Origin of the sequence: Streptomyces sp. TS71-3 (assembly GCF_018327685.1) — a bacterium.
In the GTDB taxonomy this organism is placed as follows: domain Bacteria; phylum Actinomycetota; class Actinomycetes; order Streptomycetales; family Streptomycetaceae; genus Streptomyces.
The window spans coordinates 1,824,345-1,847,940 of record NZ_BNEL01000001.1; the positions used below are offsets into that span (position 1 = coordinate 1,824,345).

Sequence of the window (23,596 nt, forward strand, 5' to 3'; positions counted from 1 at the left end):
CCACGCATGTCGCAGTTCGACGAGTTCAAGCACCGGGCCGTGACGACGTTCCAGCGCCACGTCGCCAACCCCATGTCGAGAAGGATGCCGACCCAGATCCTCCTGGAGACCACCGGCCGCACCTCCGGCCTGCCGCGCCGTACCCCCATCGGCGGCCGCCGCACCGGCGATGCGTTCTGGCTGGTCTCGGAGTACGGCGAGAAGTCCCACTACGTGCGCAACATCCAGGCCGACCCGCACGTCCGCGTCCGCCTGCGCGGCCGCTGGCACACCGGCACGGCCCACCTCCTCCCCGACGACGATGCCGTCTCCCGCCTGCGGACCCTGCCCCGTATGAACAGCGCCGCGGTGCGCGCCTTCGGCACGAACCTGCTGACGATCCGGGTCGATCTGGACGGCGACACGGGCCACGCGGAGAGCGCGTCGGGCGACTGAGGACGGCTCCGGGGGAGATTCACGGCCACGACCGGGGGCCTCGGGCCAGGACCGGAGGGATCCTTGGGCCGCGACCAGGGGGATCCTCCAGCCGCGACCGGAGGGATTCCCCGGCCGACGGCGATCCTTCGAGCGGAGCGACGGGGGCGGACGGATGACACGGCAGGAGGGGCGCCTGCGCCTCCACGGTTTCGAGCCGTACAGCGCGGCCAACGGCCCCGGCACCCGGGCGGTGGTGTGGGTACAGGGCTGCACCCTCGGCTGCCCCGGCTGCTTCAACTCCGGGACGCACCCGCGCGATGCGGTGGAGGACGTCAGCGCCGACGCCCTCTTCGAGCGCATCCGCGGCCTCGGCGACCGCATCGAGGGCGTGACGATCAGCGGCGGCGAACCGCTCCAGCAGCGCGCTCCCGTACTCCGCCTCCTGGAGCGCCTCCGCGCCGAGACCACCCTCTCCACCCTGCTGTTCACCGGCTACCGCCGCACCGAGGTGGACCGGATGGCCGAGGCCCGGGCGCTGTACGCGTGCGTGGACGTGCTGCTCGCCGGCCGCTACGAGCGTGAACGGCACCTGGCCCGGGGCCTGCGCGGCTCCGCCAACAAGACCGTGCACTTCCTGACCGACCGCTACTCGCCCGCCGACCTCGACGCCGTCCCGGACGCGGAGGTGGTCATCCACCCCGACGGCCACGTCACCTTCACCGGCATCGACCCGCTCACGCCTGGGGCCTGAGGTCCCATGTCCCGTGCACGGCGCCCGGGACGGCGCGCCGGGTGGGCGCGCCCGCGACGAGGGCGCCGGGGGCGGGTTGCGGGGGGCGGTGCGCCGCGGTCTACCGGACGGCCACGACCACGTGGCTGTCCCCCCACTGCCACACCGTCCCGGCCCGGGTGAAGCCGGCCCCCCGGAGCAGGCGCAGGTGGGCGGTGGCGGGCAGGCCGGCGGCGGGGCAGGGCTCGGTCTCGCGGCGCTCGCGTTCGGCCAGCAGGTCGGCCAGCTCGGGGTCGGCGGCGACGGCCGTCCACCACGCCTCCCAGTCCTCGTCGCCGAACGCCCCCTGCCGCTCGGCCGCCCGGCGGCCGACCCACCCGGTGACCGCGGCGAGTTGGGGGCCGCCCTGCGGGAGGTGATCGCCGTTGACGAGGACGCCGCCCGGCCGCAGCAGGGCGGCGAGTTGCCGGTAGGCGTGGCGCAGCGCGTCCGGGCCGAGGTAGTGCAGGGCCGTGGTGGAGACGGCCGCGTCCAGCGGGCGTTCCAGGCCGAGGGCCTCGGTCCAGCCGGGGGCGCCGATGGCCGCGTCGATGTAGCGGGCGTCGTCCGGGTGGTGGGTGCGGACCAGTTCCAGCAGCAGCGGGTCGCGGTCCGCCGCCACGATGTCGGCGTCGGCCAGCCGCCGTGCCAGCCGGGCCGAGAGCGAGCCCGGGCCGCAGCCCAGATCGACGATCAGCGGCCGGTCCGCGCGGCCTGCGGTGGCGTGTTCCACGACGTCGGCGATCACGCCGAAGCGCTCCTCGCGGCCGACCGCGTAACGCCGTTGCTGCCGCTCCCAGCGCTCCACCCACCGCTCGGCCGCCGCCAGGCTCAGCCCCATCCGGTCCTGCCACCTTGCCGTCTTGCTGCACTTCTTCTTGCAGTACTTCTTCTTGCTGTACTTCTTCGCCTGCTCGGGCTCCGCTTCTTCGGACTCCTCCGCGAACCCTACAGATGGAAACAGTTTCCAATTGCATTCCGGCGCCGGATTCCACCCTTCGGGGTGCTCACCCCGCGTGCCCGTCCGGGCCGCTCGTCCTGTTCGCCCCGATCGGAAAGGGACCTCACCCCAACTCGCCCAGCACCGCCAGCAGCCGGTCGATCTCCGAAGCCGAGTTGTAGACGTGCAGGCTCACCCGCACCGACCCGGACCGCTCGCCCCCGGCACCCTGGCAGTGGTTGTCGGAGCGGACCATGAACCCGTGGCTGAACAGGATGAAGCCGAGGTCGCCGGAGTCGATGTCACGGTGCCGGAAGGTGACGATGCCCTGCCGCTGCTGCACGGCCGAGTCCGCGGCCAGGCTGAGCGGGCAGCCCAGCACCTCGTAGGCGTCCAGGTGCCGCAGGCCGTCGGTGAGCCGGGCGGCCAGGGCGAGGGTCCAGCGCTCGATGCGGTCGCACCCGGCGGCGTCCAGCCAGTCCAGCGCGGCGGCCAGCGAGACGATGCCCGCGGTGTTCGGCGTGCCGCTCCAGCCGCCCGGCGCGAACGCGGGACCGCGCGCCTGGCGTGCCCACACCGCGCCGGAACCGGGCAGCGCCAGCGCCTTGTGCCCGGAGAAGGCGACGAAGTCGACGTCGAGTCCGGCCACGGACAACGGCAGGTGACCGACGCTCTGGGCGGCGTCCAGGCAGATCACCGCGTCCGGGCCGACCGCCTCGCGGATGCGGTGCACGTTCATGTTCCCGCCGTAGACGTGGTGGACATGCGTCGCGGCCACGAACCGGGTCCGGGGCCCCGCCAGTCGGGCCAGCGCGGTGTGGTCGTAGTCCCAGGAGCCGCGCTGGTAGGGCATCTCCACGACGCCCACGTGCACCCCGCGGGCGGCCAGCAGCCGCTGGGTGTCCAGCCAGGGCACGATGTTCGCCCGGTGGTCGGCGACCGGCACGACGATCTCGTCGCCGTCCGAGAGGAACGCGGGCAGCCAGTCGCGGGCGACGGTGGCCAGGCCCTCCGTCGTGCCGCTGGTGAAGTGCACGGCCGAGGACTCCGGCGCCGGGTCGGAAAGGAAGCGCTTGAGCCGGTCGCGGGTCTCCTCGACGAGGGCCGTGGTGCGGTTGGCCCAGGGGTAGGTGCCGCGCCCGGCGTTCGCGTTGGAGCTGGTCAGGTACGTCTGCACGGCGTCGAGCACCGCGGCGGGCTTCTGCGCGGTGGCAGCGCTGTCCAGGTAGGCCAGCTCGGGATGCCCGGTGATGATCGGGAACTGCGCGCGCAACTGCCGCTGCCAGTCGCGGAGGTCCCGCGGGCCCTCGGGGTCCGCCGGGCCGGGGCCGAGGGTCGCCGGTGCGGCCACCCGGATCAGTCCCGCACCAGGGGTGCGCCGGCGTCGCGCCACGCGATGATCCCGCCCGCGAGGCTCCGTACGTCCGGATGCCCCATGCGGCCGAGCAGCGCGGCGTAGCGGGCGGACTTCTCCCCGACCGGACACGCGAGCAGCACCGGTCTGCTGCGGCTGAACGGCAGGCCGCCGCGGAGCAGTTCGCCGAAGACCTCGTCGACGATGTTGACCGAGCCGTCGATGTGCAGCGCGGCGAACGCGTACGGGCTGCGCAGGTCCACCACCAGCGGCCGCCCGGTCGCGAGCCACGCCTGCGCGTCCGCGACGCCGACCGCCGGGGCCTTTCGTATCTCCGCCTCGGACAGGTCGGCGGGCCCGGCGGACCGCTGGGGGGCGCCGAACAGGTCGGGGCGGCGCCGGCGGACGTAGCTGAGGTAGCTCTCCACGCGGTCGCAGACGATGAACACGGCGGACTGGCGCTCCGTCAGAGCGGCGTCGGCCTCCCGCAGCCGGCGGACCGCGCCGAAGTAGGCGGCCCCCGAGGTGGGCCCCGCGAGGATGCCGCAGCGGCGGTTCAGCGTCAGCATCCCCTCGATGGCGTCGTCCGCCGCAACGGCCTCGACCGTGTCGTAGGTGCCCGGGTCGAACAGGCCGACCTCGTGCGCCTCGTCGATGCTGCGGATGCCGGGGATGAAGTCCGACTTCTCCGCGACCAGGCCGACGACCCGCACCTGAGGATCGTGGCCGCGCAGCGCCTGGGCGACGCCGGTGGAGGACCCCGCGGTGCCCACGCACGCGACGAACCAGTCCGGCGCCCGGCCGCCGAGGTCCTTGACGATCTCCGGCCCGGTGCCGGTGCGATGGGCCTCCACGTTCCGCTGGTTGAAGTACTGGTCGGTGTGGAGGTAGGCGCTGCCGGGCTCCGAGAGCTTCCGGTGGAAGAGGGTGAGCGGGTCGTCCGTCGCGGTCGGGTCGAGGCACTCGCTCTGGCCGGGCAGCTCCTCGATCTCCGCGCCGAGCAGCAGCAGGAGGTCCTTGATCTCCGGGACGCGCATCCGGTTGGTGACGCTCTTGAAGCCCAGGCCGTGCATGCCCGCGATGACCGCGAGGGCCTTGGCGGTGTTGCCGCTGGACAGCTCGACCACCTGGCTGCCGTCCCGGGCGGCGGCGGCCAGGTGCGGTCCTGCCATGTTCCACGCGGCCCGGTCCTTCACCGAGCCGAACGGGTTCATCATCTCCAGCTTGGCGTACAGGTCGATGTGCGCGAGGCCGTGCACGGCCGGATCGATCCGCACGAGCGGGGTGTTGCCGATGGCCTCGGTGATGCTGTCGTACCTCACTGGAGTCCCTTCACTTCAGTCCCTTCGAGGGCGTGGTCGGCCAGTACTGATCGTCCAGGCACCAGCGCCACCCGCCCGCCTCCTGCCAGACGGCCGCGGTCCTGGCCAGGGGCTGGAGCTGGGCGCCGGTGGCGTGGAAGTCCATGGCGTACCCGGCGGTGTTGGCGAACGCCAGCAGGTCGCCCGGCGCCGGGCGGCGCGGCAGGAAGACGGTCCGGCGGGTGACCATGTCCGATTCCAGGCAGAGGCTGCCGAAGAGGTGGACGGCTACGGGGTCGCCGGTGGCCGGGGGCGCGCTGGCGGCGCCGGTCGTGCCCGCGGCGTCCGTCGTGCGCGGGGCGGCGCCGCCGAGGGCCGCATCCCCGCCGTCCCCGGGCACCAGCACCGGATCCATGAGCACCCCGTGCTGCTCCAGGGCCATGTCACCGGCCGTCAGCGCCAGCCGGACCATGAGGGGCGCCTCGCCGCCCGGCTCGCGCACCTCCAGCACCTTCGCCAGGGTCAGCCCGCACTGGTCCAGCAGGGCCCGGCCCGGCTCCGTGTACAGGTCGTACAGATGCTCCAGGAGCAGCGTGGCCAGCGACCTGCCGCCCGCCGTCGCGGCGGGCCGGGCGAGGAGTTCGCCGAGGTAGCGGGCGCCGGCGACCGGCCGGTGCCCGGGGTAGAGGCCGAGGGCGCCGCGGAGCGTGCCCGAGTCGTTGCGCAGCCCGTAGCCGTGCCCGCCCCAGGCCAGCGGTGGGCGGGTGCCCAGGGCGGCGGCGGTCAGCTCGCTGGTGTACCGGTCCCACTGGCCGCCGTCGGCGAGGTAGTCGACGCCGTACCCGCCGCCGATGTCCACGGCCCGGGGCCGCAGCCCGCGCCGCCGGCACTCCTCCAGGGCCGCCAGGCAGCCTTCCAGGGCCGTGGCCTTCTCGGCGACGCTGGTGGTGTCGAGGTGGTAGGCCACGCCCGCCAGCTCGACGGCACCGGCGTGCCCTTCCACCGCGTCGAGCAGCGCGGCCAGCTCCCGCACGGGCGTGCCGAAGCGGCTGGGCCGGCTCAGCACCCGCACCCCGGACGCCTCGAATCCGGACAACCGCAGCAGGACGGTGGCCGGGGGCAGCGCGTGGGGGCGCACCAGGGCGGCCAGCTGGTCCAGCTCGGCGCGCGAGTCCACGCCGACGGTGACGCCGGTGCGGGCGGCGAGCCAGAGGAACTCGGGGTTCTTCGGCCCCGTCGCCACGATCCGGTCAGGCGTGAACCCGGCGCCCAGCGCGTGCTGCAACTCGCCGAGCGAGGCGACGTCCACGCCGGCGTCCGTGCCGGCGAGACGGCGCAGGAGCGCGTGGGAACGGTTGGCCTTGTGGGCGAGGAAGACCTGCCCCGCGAGGTGGTGCGCCGCGTACACCGCGCGGAACTCACCGAGGTTCTCGGCGATCTGGTCGGGGACGACCACGTTCAACGGGGAGCCCAGCGCACCGGTGAGTCCATGCAGCACGTCGGCGGCCGTGAGCAACGAGCGCAACCGGGGTCCGAGCCGCGGTTCCAGATACAAGGGCTGCCCGCCCACGCCAGGTCCCTCCCCGCCCAGGGCACCGCAACCGGCATCCCGGGCACAGCCGGTCACTTCCCCTCTGTTCGCCGTATAAGCCCTTCCCTCCTGCCATCCGTTTACGCCCCGGGGGTACAGCGGTGTGGCGAGGTGCGCGCGGGCCGCTCACGGGCGCGGCGGCGGCAGGCGGCGACTCGAATGGAAATGGAATCCATTTTCATGTAGCTTCGTCATGCCTGCTCATGGAAGGGCTCGCAGCCGTGGCCGTACCGAAGGGGGAGGCGTCTCGGGCCGGCGCCCGCCCTCGGCGCACCCGAGGGAGGTGGTCGGGTGGACTCCGGCCGGCGGGGTGCGCCCTTCGGTCAATTCTTGGCAACGATTTTCATATCATCATGATCCAAACGTGCTCCTGACATTCATTTCCGTCTAGCGTGGGCGCGCGGGCGGACTCGGATGATCAGATTTCCTAACCGATCGCTCAGTTCCAATCAGTTTGTGGAGGGTTTCCATGTCTGCGTCCTCGCCCCGCCGTCTCGCACCGGCCGCCGGCGTCAGCCTGGCCTGCCTGGCCTTCGTGACCGGCTGCGGCAGTTCCTCCGGTTCCGTCGCGAGCGGCTCGTCGTCCGCCGTGCCCGTGGTGGCCAGCACGAACGTGTACGGGGACATAGCCGAGAAGATAGGCGGCAAGAAGATCGCGGTGACCTCGGTCATCCACGACCCCGACCAGGACCCGCACTCCTACGAGGCCGACACGCACACCCAGTTGGCGCTGTCCAGAGCGAAGGTCGTCATCGAGAACGGCGGCGGCTACGACGACTTCGTCGACCGCATGCTGAAGAGCGGGGGCTCGGCGCAGGTGATCAACGCCGTCAGGGTCTCCGGCCGCACCGCGCCCAAGGGCGGGGAGCTCAACGAGCACATCTGGTACGACTTCCCCTCCGTCGCGAAGATCGCCGACCGGATCGCCGCGGCCCTCGGCAAGGCCGACCCGGACGACGCCGCCACGTTCACGAAGAACGCCACCGCCTTCAAGGCCAAGCTCGCACCGCTGGAGGCGAAGGAGGCCGCGATCAAGGCGGCCCACGCCGGCCAGGGCATCGCCATCACCGAGCCGGTGCCGCTGTACATGACCGGCGCGAGCGGCCTGGTGAACCGGACGCCGGCCGACTACAGCGAGGCGATCGAGGAGGGCGACGACGTCTCGCCGAAGACCCTCCGGACCACGCTCGGCCTGTTCAGCGGCAAGAAGGTCCAGGCACTGGTCTACAACGAGCAGACCTCGGGCCCCCAGACCAAGAAGGTCGAGGACGCGGCCAGGAGCGCGGGCATCCCCGTCGTCCCCGTCACGGAGACCCTGCCGGCCGGCAAGGACTACCTCGGCTGGATGAACGGCAACGTCGACGCGCTCGCCCGCGCGCTGGCGAAATGAGGCGGCCGGCGATGTCTCTCCTGCACCGCAACAGGCTCGCGGCGGCCGAGAAGGCGACCGCTTCCGTCGGGGTGGAGACTCCGGACGGGATCGGGGCTCCGGACGGGGCGGGGGCTCCGCACGGGACAGGTACTCCGCACGGGACAGGGGTTCCGGAAGGGACGGGGATTCCGGACGAGGCGGAGGGAGCCGCCGAGGGCACCAGGGCAGCCGGTCGCGCCGCCCCCGCCCCAGTCTCCTCCGGCTCCTCCGGCCCCTCCGGCCCCGCACTCATCAGCCTGCGCGGCGCGGCCCTGTCGTACGGCGACCGCGTCCTGTGGCAGGGGCTCGACCTCGACGTGCGCCCCGGCGAGTTCCTGGCCGTGCTCGGCCCGAACGGCTCCGGGAAGACCAGCTTCGTCCGGGCCCTGCTGGGCCAGCGGCAGCTGTCCGCGGGAACCGTGACCGTGCTCGGCCGATCGCCCCGGCACGGCAGCCGGCACATCGGCTACGTGCCCCAGCAGGCGACGCTGCCGCCCCAGGGCGCGCTGCGCGCCCGGGACCTGGTGCGGTTCGGCATCGACGGGCACCGCTTCGGGCCCCGGCTGCGCAGTGGCCCCGTCCGGGAACGGGTCGACGAGATCCTCCGCTCGGTCGGCGCCGCCGGCTACGCGGACGTCCCCCTCTCCCTGCTCTCCGGCGGCGAGCGGCAGCGCGTGCGGATCGGCCAGGCGCTGGCGTGCGACCCCGAGATCCTGCTCTGCGACGAGCCGCTGCTCTCCCTCGACCTGCGCCACCAGCGGGCCGTGACGGAGCTGGTGGACGCCCGGCGCCGCTCGCACGGCACCGCCGTGGTGTTCGTGACGCACGAGATCAACCCCGTGCTGGGGATGGCCGACCGGGTGCTCTACCTGGCCCGCGGCGGCCACCGGCTCGGCACCACGGACGAGGTGCTCACCTCGGAGTCCCTCTCGCAGCTCTACGGGACCCAGGTGGACGTCATCCGGGTGCGGGACCACATCGCGGTGGTCGGAGCCCCCGACGAGGTGGCCGCGCCCCCGCACCACCCGGACGGCCACGAGGGAGCAGCGGCATGACCGGCACGCAGCGCCAGGAGGAAGCACGGCCATGACCGCGCCCATGATGATCGCCGACGGCGTCTGGCACCAGATCTTCGACTTCACGGACTACTCCGCGCTCCTCGCCCTGGTCCGCAACTCGCTCATCGCGGGCGCCGCGCTCGGCCTGATCGGCGGCCTGACCGGGGTGTTCGTCATCATGCGGGACCTGCCGTTCGCGGTGCACGGCATCAGCGAGCTGTCCTTCGCGGGCGCGTCGGCGGCACTGCTGCTGGGCGTGAACGTCGTGGCCGGCTCCATCGTCGGCTCGCTGATCGCGGCCTGCACGATCGGCGTGCTCGGCACGCGCGCCCGGGACCGCAACTCGGCCATCGGCATCCTCATGCCGTTCGGCCTGGGCCTCGGGGTCCTCTTCCTCGCCCTCTACAAGGGCCGGGCCGCGAACAAGTTCGGGCTGCTCACGGGCCAGATCGTCGCCGTCGACACCCCGCAGATGGCCTGGCTGCTCGGCACCTCGGCCCTGGTGCTCGTCGCGCTCGCGGTCATCTGGCGGCCGCTGTCCTTCATCAGCGCCGACCCCGACGTCGCCGAGGCCCGGGGCCTTCCGGTGCGGGGCCTGTCCCTGGCCTTCATGCTGGTGCTGGGCCTCTCGGTCGCCCTGTCCGTACAGGTCGTCGGCGCCCTGCTGGTCCTCACCCTCGTCGTCACCCCGGCCGCGGCGGCGGCCCGGGTGACCGCCTCACCGGTGCTGCTGCCGCTGCTCAGCGTGGTGTTCGCGGTGGCGTCGATGGAGGGCGGCATCCTCCTCGCCCTCGGCAGCAGCATCCCCATCAGCCCCTACGTCACGACCATCTCGTTCCTGATCTACCTGGGCTGCCGGGTGGCGGGGAGCAGGCGGGTCCGCAGGTGGGGAGCGAGGGCGGCCGAGGGCCGCGGAGAGCCGGTGGCGGCGGGGGTGGCGGGGGCCGGGACGGCCTGACCCGTACGGCATGTCCCCCGGGCCCTGGCCGGTCCACCGCGGACCGGACCAGGGCCCCGGTGCGTCACTCCTCCTCGAAGATCTTCTCGGCCGAGGGCGCGATGATGGCGCGGGTGAGCCAGTGGTCGAGGAGCTCGGGGTCGCGGCAGTCGGTGATCCGTGTGCGGATCTCGTCGGACACGTTCAGGCCCCGTTGCTCCAGGACGAGCAGGATGTCCTGTGCGCGTCCTTCCGCGCGTCCTTTCTCGCGTCCTTCGTCGCGGATCTCCTCCGAGAGCCACGACTTGTAGAAGGAGAGGTCCACGGCTCTGCAGTTCTCTTGCGTCTGCGTCACTGGGATTCGAAGATCTCTTCGACTGAGGGCGTGGTGACGGCGCGGGTGAGCCAGTGGTCGAGGAGCTCGGGGTCGTCGGAGCTCATGATCCGTGTTCGGGCCTCGTCGGACACGTGCAGGCCTCGCTGCTCCAGGATGCGGAGGACGGCGCCTGCAAGGCCTTCCGCACGTCCTTTCTCGCGTCCCTCCTCCCGGATCTCCTCCGAGAGCCACGACTTGTAGAACGAGAGGTCCACGGCCACCAGATTCCTCCAGAGGTCCTTGGCCGGGCGGTTGCCCAGCCCTTGAGCGGTGAGTTCGACGACAGGGTCTGCCAGGTTTTCGGGAACGTCCTGCAGCGCGCTGGACAACGCTTTCAGTATGGCACCGATGTCCGGGTTCGCCGCGTGGGTGATGGCCGACAGAGTGGCCAGCACCAGGTCGGCTCGGGCCTCGACCGGGTCGGTGATCATCGGCACGTTGTGCGGGCCGATCACAACGGGGCGCAAGGTCAGAGTGGGTAGGGCGCGAGGCCCGCTGGACACTGACTGCTCGGCCCACCGAGCCGTGGCATGGTCCTGGCAGACAACCAGCAGAGCGGTCGGCAGCCGGTACTTCGTCCACACGTACGAGACGTAGTACGCCCAGCTCGCGGGCTTCGCTGGATCCTGCTTGCCCTGGGCCTCGATGGCCGGCAGGAAGGCGTCAAGCTCGGCGCTCTCCAGGCGTAAGAGGGTGTCCACTCTGCGTTCGACGGGGCTGGTCTCGGTGAGGTCCGTGGGCATCACGGTCACCTTGGCGGGACTGGGGACGGCGATCCCGAGCAGACGGGACACGCGGCTGAAGAGCCCCGGGTCGTGCTGGAAGATGCGGTGCATCGCCTCGTGAGGCGGGCTGACCATGGTGTTCCTCTGTTGTGCGGTGATTTCCGTATATGTATTCCTGTCACGCTGTGTATGTGTGTGATTACCGAAACGGTTCGTCAAGTCCGTTCTGTACGGGGGCTGTCGGACCTTTGTCCGGGCTGTCCGGGGCCTGCTCGCGGGCTGACCGCCGACAACAAGGCGCCCCGCCCCCGGCGTTACCGGGAACGGGGCGCCGTGGCGTAGCGCTCAGCCCTTGCGCCGCTGGCCCTCCAGCGTCTCCAGCAGTCGCAGCCAGATCTCGCTGACCGTCGGATAGCTGGGCACCGCGTGCCAGAGTGCGGCCACCGTCATGCGGCCGACGACGGCGGTGGTCGCCGCGTGGACGAGGTCCGAGACGCCCGTGCCCACGAACGTCGCCCCGACCAGGGTGTCCGTGGCGCGGTCGACGACCAGCTTGGCGCGGCCCGCGTAGTCCTCGCGGAGCAGGTACGTGCCGGCGAGGGCCGCCAGGTCGTACTCGACCGTCTCGACGTCGATGCCCGCGCGGCGGGCCTCCTCCTCCGTCGGGCCGACGGAGCCGACCTCGGGTGCGGTGAAGGTGACCTGGGGGACCGCCCGGTGGCCGGCCGCGGTGCCGAGGCGGCTCAGCTCGTCGCCGTCCGGCTTCTCTCCCGCGGCCCGTGCCGCGATCACCTCACCGGCCGCCCGCGCCTGGTACTTGCCCATGTGGGTCAGGAGGGAGCGCCCGCAGGCGTCGCCGACGGCGTACAGCCACGCGCCGTCCACCCCGCGCACCGTCTGCTGGTCGTCCACGTCCAGGTAACCGCCATCCGGCAGGCCCACGGAGGAAAGGCCCAGGTCGCCGGTGGCCGGGGTGCGGCCCGTGGCGACGACGATCTCGTCGGCGACGAGCGTGGTGCCGTCGTCGAGCACCACGGTGACCTCCCCGCCGTGCGGCAGTCCCGTACCGGTCGCGCGGGCACCCTCGCGCCGCACCTCGCTCACGCCGCGCTCCAGCAGCAGCCGGACGCCCGCGGACCGCAGCCCCTCGGCGACGAACTCCCCCGCGAAGGGCTCCTGGCGCGCGAGCAGCGCCGCTCCCCGGTGGACGAGGGTCAGCTCCTCGACGCCGAGCGCGCTCAGCCACGTCGCCGCCTCGCAGCCCACCACGCCACCGCCCAGGACGACCACGCGCCGCGGCACCTCGTGCAGGTTGGTCACGTCGCGCGACGTCCACGGCAGCGCCTCGCGCAGACCCGGAACCGGCGGCACCGACGCCACCGAGCCCGTCGCCACGACGACCGCGTGCCGCGCCGTCAGCGTCCGGGTGCCCCCGGCCGCCGTGCTGACCACCACCGTCCGGTCCCCGGCCAGCCGCCCGTGCCCGCGTATCACGTCGATGCCCGCGCCCACCGCCCACTTCACCTGCGAGTCGTCCGACAGGCCGTTCACGATGGCGTCCCTGCGGGCGAGGACGGCGGGCACGTCGAGCCGCGCGTTCCCGACGACGGAGGCCACTCCCGGCATGTGGCGGGCGGTGTCGAGGACCTCGCCGGGGCGCAGCAGGCCCTTGCTGGGCATGCAGGCCCAGTACGAGCACTCGCCGCCGAGCAACTCGCCCTCCACCAGGACCGCGTCGAGACCTGAGTACTGCGAGGCGTACTGCGCCGCGTTCTCGCCGGCAGCCCCGCCACCCAGCACGATGACATCCCACTCGGTACGTTCCGGATCGACTGACGCTGCCATGTCCCTGCTCCTTGCTGTGTTCGCGTTGCTCGGGTCGCCTCGGGATTCCGGGCCGGCCGGGGCGGCCCGGGCTTCCCGGGCCGCCTGCTGACGCTACCCGGCCCGGGCGGTGCGCCGCGCAGCGCTCCCGTGCCAGGGGGCTGCCACCCCGCCGCGGGAGCGGCCGTCCACCCCCCGCTAGCAGATGGTCGATCAGGTTGCGGTAAGACATGGACGGAATCCGGTAAGACTTGGCCCGCTCCCGACGCACATGATCCAGAGGATCACAGCGAAGATCACCGTGACGGATTCCCGGGGCGGGGACCGGACCGGCCGCACGACGACGAGGACGCATATGAGCACGCCCCAGGCCCCCGCGGACGACGACACGCTCTCGTTCGCCACCGCGGTGGGCCGAACCTTCGGCGAACGCGACGGCGGCGAAGCCAGAGGACACATGGTGGTCTGGGGCGACAACGCGCTCGCCCAGCGGCTCATCCGCGAGCTGGCCGCCGTGTACGGGCAGGACGTGACCGTCGTCCTGCCGTCCCTCACGAGCGGCCACGGGCCGCGGATCGCTCAACTGGTGCGGGATCCCCGCGTGTCGGTGAGAGCGGTGGAGGCCCTGGAGCCCGACGAGAGGGCGCTGCGGGAGGCGGGCATCGAGACGGCGACCGCGCTCGCGCTCACCTCCGGGGACGACCAGGCCAACATCCACGTCGCCCTCCGTGCCCGCCGGATCAACCCCGAGGTGCGGCTGGTCATCCGGCTGTTCAACCGCGCGCTGGGCCACCATGTCGAGGGCCTGCTCGACCGCGCGGTGAAGACGCGCAACCCGACCCTGGCCTCGTCGGCGGTCGACGTGTCCACCACCGTGCTGTCCGACGCGGAGACCGCGGCGCCCTCGCTCGTCGCCGCGGCGGTCGTCGGCGACGAGAAGATCATCCACGCCGACGGGATGCTGCTGCGGGCGAAGGAGCGCACCCTCGCGACCGCCGGGCGGCGCGATCCGCTCGCCACCCTCGCGCTGCTGCCCGACTCGGCCGGCGAGTCCGACGAGCGGGCCATGGGCGAGATGATCGACGGCCCGCAGATCCTGCCCGACGAGGACACCGTGGCGGCTGCCGCGCCGGAGCGCGGCGCGGTCGTCCTGGAGGCCGTGACCCCCAGCCCGGGGCCCCTCACCGCGGTGACACGGCTGCCGCGCCTGCCGCTGAGGCTGTTCCTCTCCCGCCGCCTGGGCGTCGCCTTCGCGTCCGTGGGAACGGTCGTGGTGGTGCTCGCCGCCGTGAACTGGTACGTGAGCCGGCAGGGCAGCCCCCTGCACGCCGTCTACACGACGCTGCTGGACGTCTTCGCCATCAACGACCCGGCCGTGGGGCAGCCCGCCGTCGAGCAGATCCTCCAACTGCTCTGCGGCCTCGCGGGAATGATGTTCCTGCCCCTGCTGCTCGCCGCGGTGCTGGAGGCGTACGGGAAGATCAGGGCGAGTTCGGGCCTCACCGGGCCGCCCAGGAACATGTCCGGCCACGTCGTGCTGATAGGCCTGGGCAAGGTCGGCACGCGGGTGCTGGCCCGGCTGCTGGAGCTGGAGATCCCCGTCGTGTGCGTCGAACGCGACCCGCGGGCCCGGGGCGTCCCGCTGGCCCGCGCGCACCGCGTGCCGACGGTGGTCGGCGACGTCTCGGAGCCGGGCGTCATGGAGAGCTCCCGCATCGAGCGTGCCCGTGCCCTGATGGCGCTCACCAGCGACGACGCGACGAACCTGGAGGCCGTGCTGAACGCCCGGCACATCAGGCCCGACGTCCGCGTGGTGATGCGGCTGTTCGACGACGACTTCGCGGCGACCGTCTACGGCACCCTGCGCGACGCCTACCCCACCGCGCGGACCCGGAGCAGGTCCGTCTCCGCGCTGGCCGCGCCCGCCTTCGGCGGCGCGATGATGGGGCGTGAGGTGCTGGGCGCCATCCCGGTCGGCAGGCGCGTGCTGATCTTCTCCTCGGTGGAGGTCGCCGGCAATCCGCTGCTGGAGGGCCGGCGCATCGCCAAGGCGTGCGTGCCGGGCGCCTGGCGGGTGCTGGCACTCGACACGGCCCGGATGCGCGAGCGGCGATCCGACCTGATGGCGATCCTCTCCGGCGGCTCGGGCACCCTCTCCTGGCGCCCCGACCCCGACCGGGTGCTGAAACCCGGCGATCGCGTGGTCGTCGCCGCCACCCGCCGCGGGCTGGGAAACCTGATGCACGCGGTGCCGGGCCCCGAGGTGCACACCGCGGGATAGCGCCCGGGAGCCGCTGCGGCGGCGGGACGGGCACGCCGGCGGGAGCGGCCCGCCGCTCGGCGCGTGCGGGGGTGCCGCCCGCCGCGGCCGGACGCGCAGGCGGCCGCGGTGACGGGTCCCGCCGCGAGCCCCGGGGGGCCGGCCCACGCCGGGAACCCGTCACGGCGTCAGGCGCCGCCGTGTACGCGGTCGCCCGTCAGGGGCGGAGGCTGGGCCTCCAGCGCGGTGAGCTCGTCCTCGGTGAGCAGCCGCGACCTGAGCAGGAACCGCACCCCTTCAGGTGCCTCCAGGGAGAAGCCGCTGCCCCGCCCCTTGACCACGTCGACCGTCAGGTGGGTGTGCTTCCAGTACTCGTACTGGCTCGCGCTCATCCAGAACGGCGTCTCCTGCGAGACCCGCCCGAGCAGCACGTCCGCGGCGCCGACCCGGAACTCTCCGCGCGGGTAGCACATCGGCGAGCTGCCGTCGCAGCACCCACCGGACTGGTGGAACATCAGCGGCCCGTGCTGCGCGGAGAGCCGGCGCACCAGCTCCTCCGCGTCGGCGGTGAGCTCGACGCGGGTCGGCGGTTCCGCGGGCGCCCGCGCAGCGCCCTGGGCGGCCGGCTCGACGCGCGCCCGGGTCTGGTCGGGGGTCTCCATCAGAAGAACCCGAGCTTCTTGGGGGAGTAGCTGACCAGCAGGTTCTTGGTCTGCTGGTAGTGATCCAGCATCATCTTGTGGTTCTCGCGGCCGATCCCGGAGTTCTTGTAGCCGCCGAAGGCGGCGTGCGCGGGGTAGGCGTGGTAGCAGTTGGTCCACACCCGTCCCGCCTTGATCTCGCGGCCCATCCGGTACGCCGTGCTGCCGTCCCGGGTCCACAGGCCCGCGCCGAGCCCGTACAGCGTCTCGTTGGCGATCTTCAGCGCCTCGTCCACGGAGTCGAACGTCGTGACGGACACGACCGGGCCGAAGATCTCCTCCTGGAAGATCCGCATGTCGTTGGTGCCGCGGAAGACGGTGGGCTCGATGTACCAGCCGCCCTCGAACCCGGGCACGGTGCGCCGGCCGCCGCCGGTCAGCACGTCCGCGCCCTCCTGCCGGCCGATGTCGATGTAGGAGAGGATCTTCTCGTACTGGTCGTTGCTGGCCTGCGCGCCCAGCATGGTGGCGGGGTCGAGCGGGTCGCCGCCGGTGATGGCCTTGGTGCGTTCGAGGCAGCGGGCCATGAACTCGTCGTAGATCGACGAGTGGATCAGGGCCCGGGACGGGCAGGTGCAGACCTCGCCCTGGTTCAGCGCGAACATCACGAAGCCCTCGACCGCCTTGTCCAGGAAGTCGTCGTCGGCCGCGGTCACGTCGGGCAGGAAGATGTTCGGGCTCTTGCCGCCCAGCTCCAGCGTGACGGGGATGATGTTCTCGCTGGCGTACTGCATGATCAGGCGCCCGGTGGTGGTCTCGCCGGTGAACGCCACCTTCGCCACCCGCGAGCTGGACGCCAGCGGCTTGCCGGCCTCGAACCCGAAGCCGTTGACGACGTTGATCACGCCCGGCGGGAGCAGGTCGGCGATCAGCTCGATGACCAGCATGAGGCTGGCCGGGGTCTGCTCGGCGGGCTTGATCACGACGCAGTTGCCGGCCGCGAGCGCGGGCGCCAGCTTCCAGGTCGCCATGAGGATGGGGAAGTTCCAGGGGATGATCTGCCCGACGACGCCGAGCGGCTCGTGGAAGTGGTACGCCACCGTGTCCGCGTCGATCTCCGCGATGCTGCCCTCCTGGGCGCGGATCGCCCCGGCGAAGTAGCGGAAGTGGTCCACCGCCAGCGGCAGGTCGGCCGCCAGCGTCTCGCGCACCGGCTTGCCGTTCTCCCAGGTCTCGGCGACGGCCAGTTTCTCCAGGTTCTCCTCGATGCGGTCGGCGATCCTGTTGAGGATCACCGCGCGCTCGGTGGTGGAGGTGCGGCCCCAGGCGTCGGCGGCGGCGTGTGCGGCGTCGAGGGCGCGCTCCACGTCCGGGGCCGTCGAGCGGGCGACCTCGCAGAAGGTCGCGCCGGTCACCGGTGAGGGGTTCTCGAAGTAGCGGCCTTCGGCGGGAGCCACCCATTCACCGCCGATGAAGTTGTCGTAGCGCGGCGCGTAGCTGACGACGCTGCCCTCGGTCCCTGGCTGTGCGTAGACCATGGCGTGCTCTCCTCCCGGTAGAGGTGTGCGGGTGCCAGGACGGATCGACCGTCGTGGTGTGGATCACACTGTGCGCGCGGGAGGTTGGCCGGAGGTTGGCCACCTGGTCAGCTGCCTGGCCGCGGCCGGACGGGAGCCGCCCCCAACTGCACGGCAGGCACCGGGGCGGCCGCCCCGTCACCCCCGCAGCGCCGTCGTCAGCCTGCCCGCCGCGATCCCGCGGCGCGCGTCGTTCGGGCCGAGGATCCGCAGCGCGTACGCGTGGATCTCGGCGTCGAACGGCGCCCGCTCGCCGTAGCGCAGCGCGTGCTCGGGCCGGGTGCTGGCCAGGACCGCCTCCCGCACCGCCACCTCGATGTGCTCCCGCCAGCCGACGATCCCGGGGGCCTCCGAGTGGGGGAGCAGCGGGCCGCGGTAGAGCTCCAGGGCGGTCGTCGTGTCGCCGCGCTCCAGGGCCCTCAGCACCTCCACCGCGTCGCAGACCACGGGCACCGTCAGCTCGTAGCGCCGCGTGGCGACATGCCCGCCGAGGGCGCGCCGCAGATGGGACACCTCCGCCTTGAACGTGGACGCGCTGACCGGACGGGTCCCGTACAGCGCCTCGCGCAGCCGGCTCGGAGAGGAGCCTTCCGGTTCCAGCGCCAGCAGCGCCAGGATCTCCAGCTGCCGCGGCGGCAGGTGCATCGGCACCCCGTCGCGCGTCGCGCTCTCGCCGCCGAGACAGACCAGTTCCAGCCCCCCGCCCGCCGGGACCGGGCCCGGTCCCGCGGCCACGCCGTGCCGGTCGCGCAGCGCGCCCTCGATGGCCGACGCCATCATGCGCACGGTGGACATGGCCAGCGGATGCGAGCGGTCCCAGGTCGTCGACAGGTCGAGCACGCCCAGCACGTGCCCGTCCGGACCGTGGATCGGCGCGCAGTAGCAGACCCAGCCGTGCAGCGCCGCGACCAGGTGCTCGGCGGAGAACACCGTGCTGGGCAGGCCGGTGCGCAGGGCCAGCGACAGCGCGTTGGTGCCCATGGCGGGCTCGTCCCAGCGGCCGCCGGGGGCGAAGTTCACGCGTTCCGCGCGGCGCCGCATCACGCGGCCGCCGTACGTCCACAGGATCGTGCCGTCCTCATCGGTCACCGCCGCAACGAACCCCGCGTCGTCGGCCACGCTGCGCAGCTCGCCGGCCAGGTCCTGCACGGGCCCGCACAGCGGCGAGCCGGACCACAGCGCGTGCACGCCCTCCTGCCCCACGGGGGCGCTGTCCCGCGTGGGGTCCACCGTCTCCACGGAGCGGATCCAGGATTCGGTCACCTCGTCGCGCACCGCGGGGCCGCCGCCGAGCGGCCTGCCCTTGGCCTTCAACTCCGGTACGTGGCGTGCCCACTGGCGTTCCAGCACGGTCCGCCGCCGCCACAGCGCTCCCTGCTCCGACATCGGCATCCCCAGCTCGCTGATCGTCGAGGTGTGCACCGGCGGATGACGGGCCTGCCGAGGACGGCCCGGGGCGCCGGAGCAATGGGACGGACTGACCCACCGGAACGTCGAGGCCCGCTCGGTCGCCGTCGGTCTCTTTGCGGCAACTCTTATGTTAACGGCGTGTGTCAGCCCTGGACGCGGTCCGGACAGCGTCTCTTTCGGGGGAGGTTCCGTCCGCCCTGACGACGGCTTTCAGGGATCAATAGGAGGATGGCCGAAACCTTACGCACTCGACCGCAACCATTGCACGCCCGTCACAACAGCAACGTTTCCCCCGCGCTAGTGTGCGCGCGTGATTCTTCATGTCGTCATAGGTTTCGGTCCGGCCGGGGCGGCGACCGCTCGGCTGCTGGCCGAACAAGGCCATTCCGTACGGGTCGTCACCAGGTCGGGCGGCAGCCCGGAGCCGGGCATCGAGCACGTCGCACTGGACGCGACGGACAGCGAGCGGCTGATCGAGACCGCGCGGGGCGCCGCCGCGATCCACAACTGCGCAGGACTGCCCTACCAGCGCTGGGTGAGCGAGTGGCCGCCGCTGGCCGCGTCGCTCTGCACGGCGGCCGAGGCCACCGGGGCCGTCCTGGTCATGCTGGGCAACCTCTACGGCTACGGCCCCGTGGACGGCCCCCTGACCGAGGAGCTGCCACTCGCCGCGACCGGCCCCAAGGGGCGCGTGCGCGCAGCCGTCTGGGAGCGGGCGCTGGCCCTGCACGAGGCGGGCCGCATCAAGGCCGTCGAGCTGCGGGCCTCGGACTTCTTCGGACCGGGCGTCACCGACGGCGGGCACCTCGCGGCGCGGGTGATGCCCCGGCTACTGGCCGGCAAGCCCGTCTCGACGCTCGGTGATCCCGACACCCCGCACAGCTGGAGCTACGTCCCCGACGTGGCCAGGGCGCTGGTCGAGGTCGCGGGCGAGGAGCGGGCGTGGGGCCGGGCCTGGCACGTCCCGACGGGGCCCGCGCTGTCCGTACGCGCGATGGCCGACCGCCTCGCCGCGGAGTCGGGCGCGGGGCAGGTCGCGGTGCGCCGGCTGCCGCCGGCCGTGGTGGGGATCGCCTCGCTCCTCTCCCCGCTGCTGCGCGAACTGAAGGAAGTCCGCTACCAGTTCGATCGCCCCTTCGTGGTCGATTCGAGCGCGTACGAGGCGGAGTTCACGGTGCGGACCACACCGGTGGACGAGCAGGTGAAGCAGACCGTGGCCTGGTGGCGCGAGCGACCGGCCCCTGACGGGGGAGAACTATGACAGCTCAGGAATCCCTGGCGGGCCCGGGAACGGGCTCGGGGAGAGCGCAGCACGACGACATCGCGATCGTGGGGATGGCCTGCCGGTTTCCGGGGGCCCGCGATGTGAACCAGTACTGGCGGCTCCTCACCGCCCCGCAGGCGCAGTTCTCCCCCATCCCGGACTCCCGGTGGCGCTCCGGCACCTTCCTCAGCGACAACTTCCGTGACGCGTCCTCGACCTACACGGACACCATGGCGCTGCTGCCGGACGTGGGCCACTTCGACGCCGCGCACTACGGCATCCCGCCGCGGCGCGCCAAGTCGATGGACCCGCAGCACCGGCTGCTGATCGACCTCGCCCGCGAGGCGGTCCAGGACGCGGGGTGGGAGGCCGACGGCTTCGACCGCGAGGAGACCTCGGTCATCACCGCGCTCACCGAGTCCGGCTACCGCGAGATCAGCACCATGCAGATCCGGATGCGCCAGCTCGCCGGGGGCGAGTTCGGCGGACGGTCGGCCGACGGGTCGCTGGACATGGCCCGCGCCGTCGACGGCCTGCACGGCTCGTCCGTGGCCGGGCTCCTGCTCAACATGGGGCCGAACACGGTCAGCTCGGTCCTCGACCTGCACGGCGAGAGCTACGCGCTCGACTCGGCGTGCTCCGGCGGGCTCATGGCCGTGGCCAACGCCGTGTTCGCGCTGCGCGCGGGACGCTGCCGCATCGCCCTCGCGGGCGGCGCCCAGCTGATCCTCACGCCCGACCTGCTGGTGGGGCTCTGCCGCATCGGCGCCATCTCGCGCAGCGGCAGGTGCCTGCCGTTCGGCGCGGAGGCCGACGGCTTCGTGCTGGGGGAGGGCGCCGGGGTCCTGGTCCTCAGACCGCTGGCCGACGCGCTGGCGGCCGGCGACCGGGTCTACGCGGTGATCCGCGGCGTCGGCACGGCCAACGACGGGACCGTGCAGGGCGGGATGCACCCCCAGGCGGCCGGCCAGCTCCGGGCGCTGCGCCGGGCCTACCGCGACGCGGGCCTGACCCCGGACTCGGTGGACTACCTGGAGGCGCACGGCACCGGGACCATGGTCGGCGATCCGGTCGAGATCGACGTCCTGCGCGAGCTGCGCGGCGAGGAGAGCGCGCCCGCGTTCCTCGGCGCGGTGAAGGCGGTGGTCGGGCACTCCCTCAACGCCGCCGGTGTCGCCGGGCTCATCAAGACCGTGCTGGCCGTGCACCGGGGCGTGATACCGCCGCAGCCGGACTTCGACCTGGCCGACCCCTCCCGGCTCGACGCCGCGCGCCTGGCCGTCGCGACCACCCCGACCCCCTGGCCGGCCACCGCGCGGCCGCGCAGGGCCGGGGTCAGCGCCTTCGGCTTCGGCGGCACCGGCGTCCACCTGGTGCTGGAGGAGCCCGACCGGGCACCCGCACCCAGCGCACCCGACGGACCGCACCTGCTCGTGCTCAGCGCCCGCGACCGGGCCGGCCTCGCCCGCCACGCCCGGGAACTGGCCCACACCATCGCCCTGGACGAGCTGCCCCTCGCGGCGGTCTCGGACACCCTGGCGCGCCGCACGCCGTTCGCGGAACGCCTCGCCCTCGTGGCCGAGGACCCCGCCGACGCCGCCGCCAAGCTGACCGCCGCGGCCGAGGCCGTGGCGGCGGGCCGCACCGGAGAGCTGGGCCCCGGCCAGGTGACCGGCACGGTGCCGGCCGGCGAGCTGCCCGAGGTCGCCGTACCGGCGCCGGGCTCGCTGCCCCCGGAGCTTCGCGCCGGCTCGCTGGCCCGGCTCGCGGAGCGCGCGGTCACCGGCGGCACGCTCCGCCCCCTGGCGCAGCGAGTCCCCCCGTCCACCCTGCCGCCGAGCCCGCTCGCCCCGCGCCACCACTGGGCGGTCGACGAGTCGCGCCTGGCGGCGGACGAACCCGGGGCGGGCTCCGTGCCTGCCGCGGGCGCCGTCCCGGCCGGGGCCCTCGTGCAGGCCGCGGGCGCCGCACCCGACAGAGCCGCCGTGCCCGAGGCGGGCGTCGCACCCGCCCGGGCCACCGCACACGCCCCGTCCTCCGGCGGGTACGCCGAGGCTCCCCCGCCGGTCCAGGCTCCCTCGCCGGTCCAGGCCGCCTCGCAGCTCCAGACGCCCGCGACCCCCATGGCCCCCGCGTACGTCCCGCCGTCCCTCTCGGCCGGGACCACGCCGGACACCGCCTCCGCGAACGGCGCGTCCACGGAGTCCTGGGCCCCCGCCGCGTCCGTCGTGTTCGAGGAGGTGTCGCGGACGGGCGTCATCCCGTTCTCCGACCTCAGCGAGCGGATGGCGCTGGTGACCGATCTCGGCTTCGACTCCCTGATGCTCCAGGAGCTGGAGACCGGCATCGCCAAGCGGATCCCGGGCTTCCGTACCGACGAGATGTACTCGCCGAAGCTCACCCTGGAACGGCTGATCGCGCTGGCAGGCCCGCACCTGACGTCGCCGCCGGCCCTCGGCGAACCGCTGCCCGGGCGCCCGCCGGTGGAGCCCCTGCCCGGCCCGGCGCCGGTCGAGCCGCCCGCCGCGACCGCGCGCGTCGACGACTTCCCGGAGGTGCAGCAGTTCGAGGCGCAGCTGGACACCATCGCCAGGAGCGGCGCGGACTTCCCCTACTTCCGGGTCCACGAGGGCACCATCCGCGACACGACCGTGATCGCCGGACGGCCGTACCTGTCCTTCGGCAGCTACAACTACCTCGGGCTCTCCGGCCATCCGGCGGTCGACGAGGCCGTGCACCGGGCCGTCGACCGGTACGGGACCTCGGTCTCCGCGAGCCGGATGCTCTCCGGGGAGCGGGACCTGACGGTACGGCTGGAGCGCGCGCTCACGGACTTCCTCGGCGTCGGGGACTGCCTCGCGCTGGTGAGCGGCCACGCCACCAACGTCACCGCGATCGGGCACCTCGTCGGCGCGGGGGACCTCGTGCTGCACGACGCGCTCGCCCACGACAGCATCCTCCAGGGCTGCGCCCTGTCCGGCGCCGCGCGGCGCCCGTTCGCCCACAACGACATGGGCCAGCTCGCACACATGCTGCGGCTCAACCGGTCGAGGTTCAGGCGCGTGCTGATCGCCGTCGAGGGCGCCTACAGCATGGACGGCGACCTGGTCGACCTGCCCGCCGCGATCGAGCTCAAGAAGCGCTACGGCGCGCTGCTGCTCGTCGACGAGGCGCACAGCATCGGCACCGTGGGCGAACGGGGCCGCGGCGTCGGGGAGTTCTTCGGCGTCGAGCGGGCCGACGTGGACCTGTGGATGGGCACCCTGTCCAAGGCCTTCGCGAGCTGCGGCGGCTACCTCGGCGGCTCGGCGCGGGCGGTGCGGTGGCTGCGGCACACCCTGCCGGGCTTCGTCTACAGCGTCGGCCTGACCCCGCCCAACGCGGCCGCGGCGCTGGCCGCCACCGAGCTGATCGTCGCCGAACCGCAGCGGGTGCGGGCGCTGCGGCGGAACGCGGACCTGTTCCTCGGCCTGGCCGCCTCGGCGGGCCTCGCGACGGGTTCGAGCGCCGGCTCGCCCATCGTGCCGTGCGTCCTCGGCGACTCGGTGACGACCCTGCGCGTCGCGGACCGGCTGTTCGACAGGGGCGTCATCGCCGACCCGATCTTCCACCCGGCCGTGGAGGAAGGGCTCGCGAGGCTGCGGTTCTTCGTCACCAGCGAGCACCGTGAGGACGACATCCGGCAGACGGTGTCGATCCTCGCCGAGGAGGTGGGAGCCGTTCGGGGATGAGTGCGCCATG

General features: G+C 73.2%; 18 protein-coding genes. 8 read left to right on the forward strand and 10 right to left on the reverse strand.

The window, feature by feature from the left end; all coding sequences use genetic code 11:
* The first annotated feature begins 6 nt into the window (after nucleotides 1–6).
* Nucleotides 7–435, forward strand: coding sequence for a nitroreductase/quinone reductase family protein (locus Sm713_RS07545; RefSeq protein ID WP_212908872.1), 429 nt, complete (start codon nucleotides 7–9; stop codon nucleotides 433–435).
* A 154-nt stretch (nucleotides 436–589) separates the two neighbouring features.
* Nucleotides 590–1,168, forward strand: a complete 579-nt coding sequence (locus tag Sm713_RS07550) for a 4Fe-4S single cluster domain-containing protein (protein WP_212908873.1) — start codon at nucleotides 590–592, stop codon at nucleotides 1,166–1,168.
* A gap of 100 nt (nucleotides 1,169–1,268) precedes the next feature.
* On the opposite strand, the gene Sm713_RS07555 is transcribed toward Sm713_RS07550, so the two are convergent.
* The 4 genes from Sm713_RS07555 to Sm713_RS07570 all read right to left on the reverse strand — a co-directional run bounded on the left by Sm713_RS07555 (nucleotide 1,269) and on the right by Sm713_RS07570 (nucleotide 6,351).
* On the reverse strand, nucleotides 1,269–2,027 hold the full coding sequence (locus Sm713_RS07555) for a trans-aconitate 2-methyltransferase (RefSeq protein ID WP_212908874.1): 759 nt from the start codon (nucleotides 2,025–2,027) through the stop codon (nucleotides 1,269–1,271).
* Nucleotides 2,028–2,250: 223 nt separating this feature from the next.
* Nucleotides 2,251–3,477 carry an aminotransferase class V-fold PLP-dependent enzyme gene (locus Sm713_RS07560; RefSeq protein ID WP_374196034.1) on the reverse strand — a complete coding sequence of 409 codons (1,227 nt, stop codon included), beginning with the start codon at nucleotides 3,475–3,477 and terminating at the stop codon, nucleotides 2,251–2,253.
* A gap of 5 nt (nucleotides 3,478–3,482) precedes the next feature.
* Nucleotides 3,483–4,802, reverse strand: coding sequence for a pyridoxal-phosphate dependent enzyme (locus Sm713_RS07565; protein WP_212908876.1), 1,320 nt, complete (start codon nucleotides 4,800–4,802; stop codon nucleotides 3,483–3,485).
* 10 nt (nucleotides 4,803–4,812) lie between these two features.
* A complete protein-coding gene (locus tag Sm713_RS07570) occupies nucleotides 4,813–6,351 on the reverse strand; it encodes an alanine racemase (RefSeq protein ID WP_212908877.1) in 1,539 nt (512 codons plus the stop codon).
* Nucleotides 6,352–6,841: 490 nt separating this feature from the next.
* On the opposite strand from Sm713_RS07570, the gene Sm713_RS07575 reads away from it, so the two are divergent.
* From Sm713_RS07575 to Sm713_RS07585, 3 genes are all read left to right on the forward strand, one after another.
* Complete coding sequence (locus Sm713_RS07575; protein ID WP_212908878.1) at nucleotides 6,842–7,762, forward strand: metal ABC transporter solute-binding protein, Zn/Mn family; 921 nt, start codon at nucleotides 6,842–6,844, stop codon at nucleotides 7,760–7,762.
* A gap of 272 nt (nucleotides 7,763–8,034) precedes the next feature.
* A complete protein-coding gene (locus Sm713_RS07580) occupies nucleotides 8,035–8,838 on the forward strand; it encodes a metal ABC transporter ATP-binding protein (RefSeq protein ID WP_249416534.1) in 804 nt (267 codons plus the stop codon).
* Nucleotides 8,839–8,881: 43 nt separating this feature from the next.
* Nucleotides 8,882–9,799: a metal ABC transporter permease gene (locus Sm713_RS07585; protein ID WP_212911855.1), complete on the forward strand. Its 918-nt coding sequence runs from the start codon at nucleotides 8,882–8,884 to the stop codon at nucleotides 9,797–9,799.
* Between the two features lie 64 nt (nucleotides 9,800–9,863).
* Here Sm713_RS07585 and Sm713_RS07590 read toward each other — a convergent pair whose 3' ends face one another.
* The 3 genes from Sm713_RS07590 to Sm713_RS07600 form a co-directional block, all read right to left on the reverse strand.
* On the reverse strand, nucleotides 9,864–10,133 hold the full coding sequence (locus tag Sm713_RS07590; protein WP_212908879.1) for a hypothetical protein: 270 nt from the start codon (nucleotides 10,131–10,133) through the stop codon (nucleotides 9,864–9,866).
* Nucleotides 10,130–11,014 (reverse strand): hypothetical protein, encoded by an 885-nt coding sequence (locus Sm713_RS07595; protein ID WP_212908880.1) that lies wholly within the window; start codon nucleotides 11,012–11,014, stop codon nucleotides 10,130–10,132. The genes Sm713_RS07590 and Sm713_RS07595 overlap by 4 nt, the downstream gene beginning before the upstream one ends.
* 210 nt (nucleotides 11,015–11,224) lie before the next feature.
* The gene (locus Sm713_RS07600) at nucleotides 11,225–12,724 is read right to left on the reverse strand and encodes an NAD(P)/FAD-dependent oxidoreductase (RefSeq protein WP_212908881.1); all 1,500 of its coding nucleotides are present in this window, start codon (nucleotides 12,722–12,724) and stop codon (nucleotides 11,225–11,227) included.
* 334 nt (nucleotides 12,725–13,058) lie between these two features.
* Here Sm713_RS07600 and Sm713_RS07605 point away from each other — a divergent pair, with 334 nt between their 5' ends.
* The gene (locus Sm713_RS07605) at nucleotides 13,059–14,984 is read left to right on the forward strand and encodes an NAD(P)-binding protein (protein WP_308293151.1); all 1,926 of its coding nucleotides are present in this window, start codon (nucleotides 13,059–13,061) and stop codon (nucleotides 14,982–14,984) included.
* A 167-nt stretch (nucleotides 14,985–15,151) separates the two neighbouring features.
* On the opposite strand, the gene Sm713_RS07610 is transcribed toward Sm713_RS07605, so the two are convergent.
* The 3 genes from Sm713_RS07610 to Sm713_RS07620 all read right to left on the reverse strand — a co-directional run bounded on the left by Sm713_RS07610 (nucleotide 15,152) and on the right by Sm713_RS07620 (nucleotide 18,567).
* Nucleotides 15,152–15,625: a DUF779 domain-containing protein gene (locus tag Sm713_RS07610; protein ID WP_212908882.1), complete on the reverse strand. Its 474-nt coding sequence runs from the start codon at nucleotides 15,623–15,625 to the stop codon at nucleotides 15,152–15,154.
* On the reverse strand, nucleotides 15,625–17,142 hold the full coding sequence (gene adh / locus Sm713_RS07615) for an aldehyde dehydrogenase (protein WP_212908883.1): 1,518 nt from the start codon (nucleotides 17,140–17,142) through the stop codon (nucleotides 15,625–15,627). Before adh ends, Sm713_RS07610 begins: the two co-directional genes overlap by 1 nt.
* Before the next feature lie 177 nt (nucleotides 17,143–17,319).
* Complete coding sequence (locus tag Sm713_RS07620) at nucleotides 17,320–18,567, reverse strand: GAF domain-containing protein (protein WP_212911857.1); 1,248 nt, start codon at nucleotides 18,565–18,567, stop codon at nucleotides 17,320–17,322.
* Between the two features lie 334 nt (nucleotides 18,568–18,901).
* Between Sm713_RS07620 and Sm713_RS07625 the strand changes: the two genes are divergently transcribed.
* Together Sm713_RS07625 and Sm713_RS07630 are read left to right on the forward strand one after the other, a co-directional pair.
* Nucleotides 18,902–19,852, forward strand: a complete 951-nt coding sequence (locus tag Sm713_RS07625) for an NAD-dependent epimerase/dehydratase family protein (protein WP_212908884.1) — start codon at nucleotides 18,902–18,904, stop codon at nucleotides 19,850–19,852.
* A complete protein-coding gene (locus tag Sm713_RS07630) occupies nucleotides 19,849–23,586 on the forward strand; it encodes an aminotransferase class I/II-fold pyridoxal phosphate-dependent enzyme (RefSeq protein ID WP_212908885.1) in 3,738 nt (1,245 codons plus the stop codon). The genes Sm713_RS07625 and Sm713_RS07630 overlap by 4 nt, the downstream gene beginning before the upstream one ends.
* The last annotated feature ends 10 nt before the right edge of the window (nucleotides 23,587–23,596 follow it).

Excerpts from the sequence above, each read along its gene's own strand:
- Sm713_RS07575 (WP_212908878.1), top strand. The coding sequence starts at position 6,842 with ATGTCTGCGTCCTCGCCCCGCCGTCTCGCACCGGCCGCCGGCGTCAGC.
- Sm713_RS07585 (WP_212911855.1), top strand. The coding sequence starts at position 8,882 with ATGATGATCGCCGACGGCGTCTGGCACCAGATCTTCGACTTCACGGAC.
- Sm713_RS07610 (WP_212908882.1), bottom strand. The coding sequence starts at position 15,625 with ATGGAGACCCCCGACCAGACCCGGGCGCGCGTCGAGCCGGCCGCCCAG.
- adh (WP_212908883.1), bottom strand. The coding sequence starts at position 17,142 with ATGGTCTACGCACAGCCAGGGACCGAGGGCAGCGTCGTCAGCTACGCG.
- Sm713_RS07545 (WP_212908872.1), top strand. The coding sequence starts at position 7 with ATGTCGCAGTTCGACGAGTTCAAGCACCGGGCCGTGACGACGTTCCAG.
- Sm713_RS07620 (WP_212911857.1), bottom strand. The coding sequence starts at position 18,567 with ATGTCGGAGCAGGGAGCGCTGTGGCGGCGGCGGACCGTGCTGGAACGC.
- Sm713_RS07600 (WP_212908881.1), bottom strand. The coding sequence starts at position 12,724 with ATGGCAGCGTCAGTCGATCCGGAACGTACCGAGTGGGATGTCATCGTG.
- Sm713_RS07555 (WP_212908874.1), bottom strand. The coding sequence starts at position 2,027 with ATGGGGCTGAGCCTGGCGGCGGCCGAGCGGTGGGTGGAGCGCTGGGAG.
- Sm713_RS07630 (WP_212908885.1), top strand. The coding sequence starts at position 19,849 with ATGACAGCTCAGGAATCCCTGGCGGGCCCGGGAACGGGCTCGGGGAGA.
- Sm713_RS07595 (WP_212908880.1), bottom strand. The coding sequence starts at position 11,014 with ATGGTCAGCCCGCCTCACGAGGCGATGCACCGCATCTTCCAGCACGAC.
- Sm713_RS07605 (WP_308293151.1), top strand. The coding sequence starts at position 13,059 with ATGAGCACGCCCCAGGCCCCCGCGGACGACGACACGCTCTCGTTCGCC.
- Sm713_RS07550 (WP_212908873.1), top strand. The coding sequence starts at position 590 with ATGACACGGCAGGAGGGGCGCCTGCGCCTCCACGGTTTCGAGCCGTAC.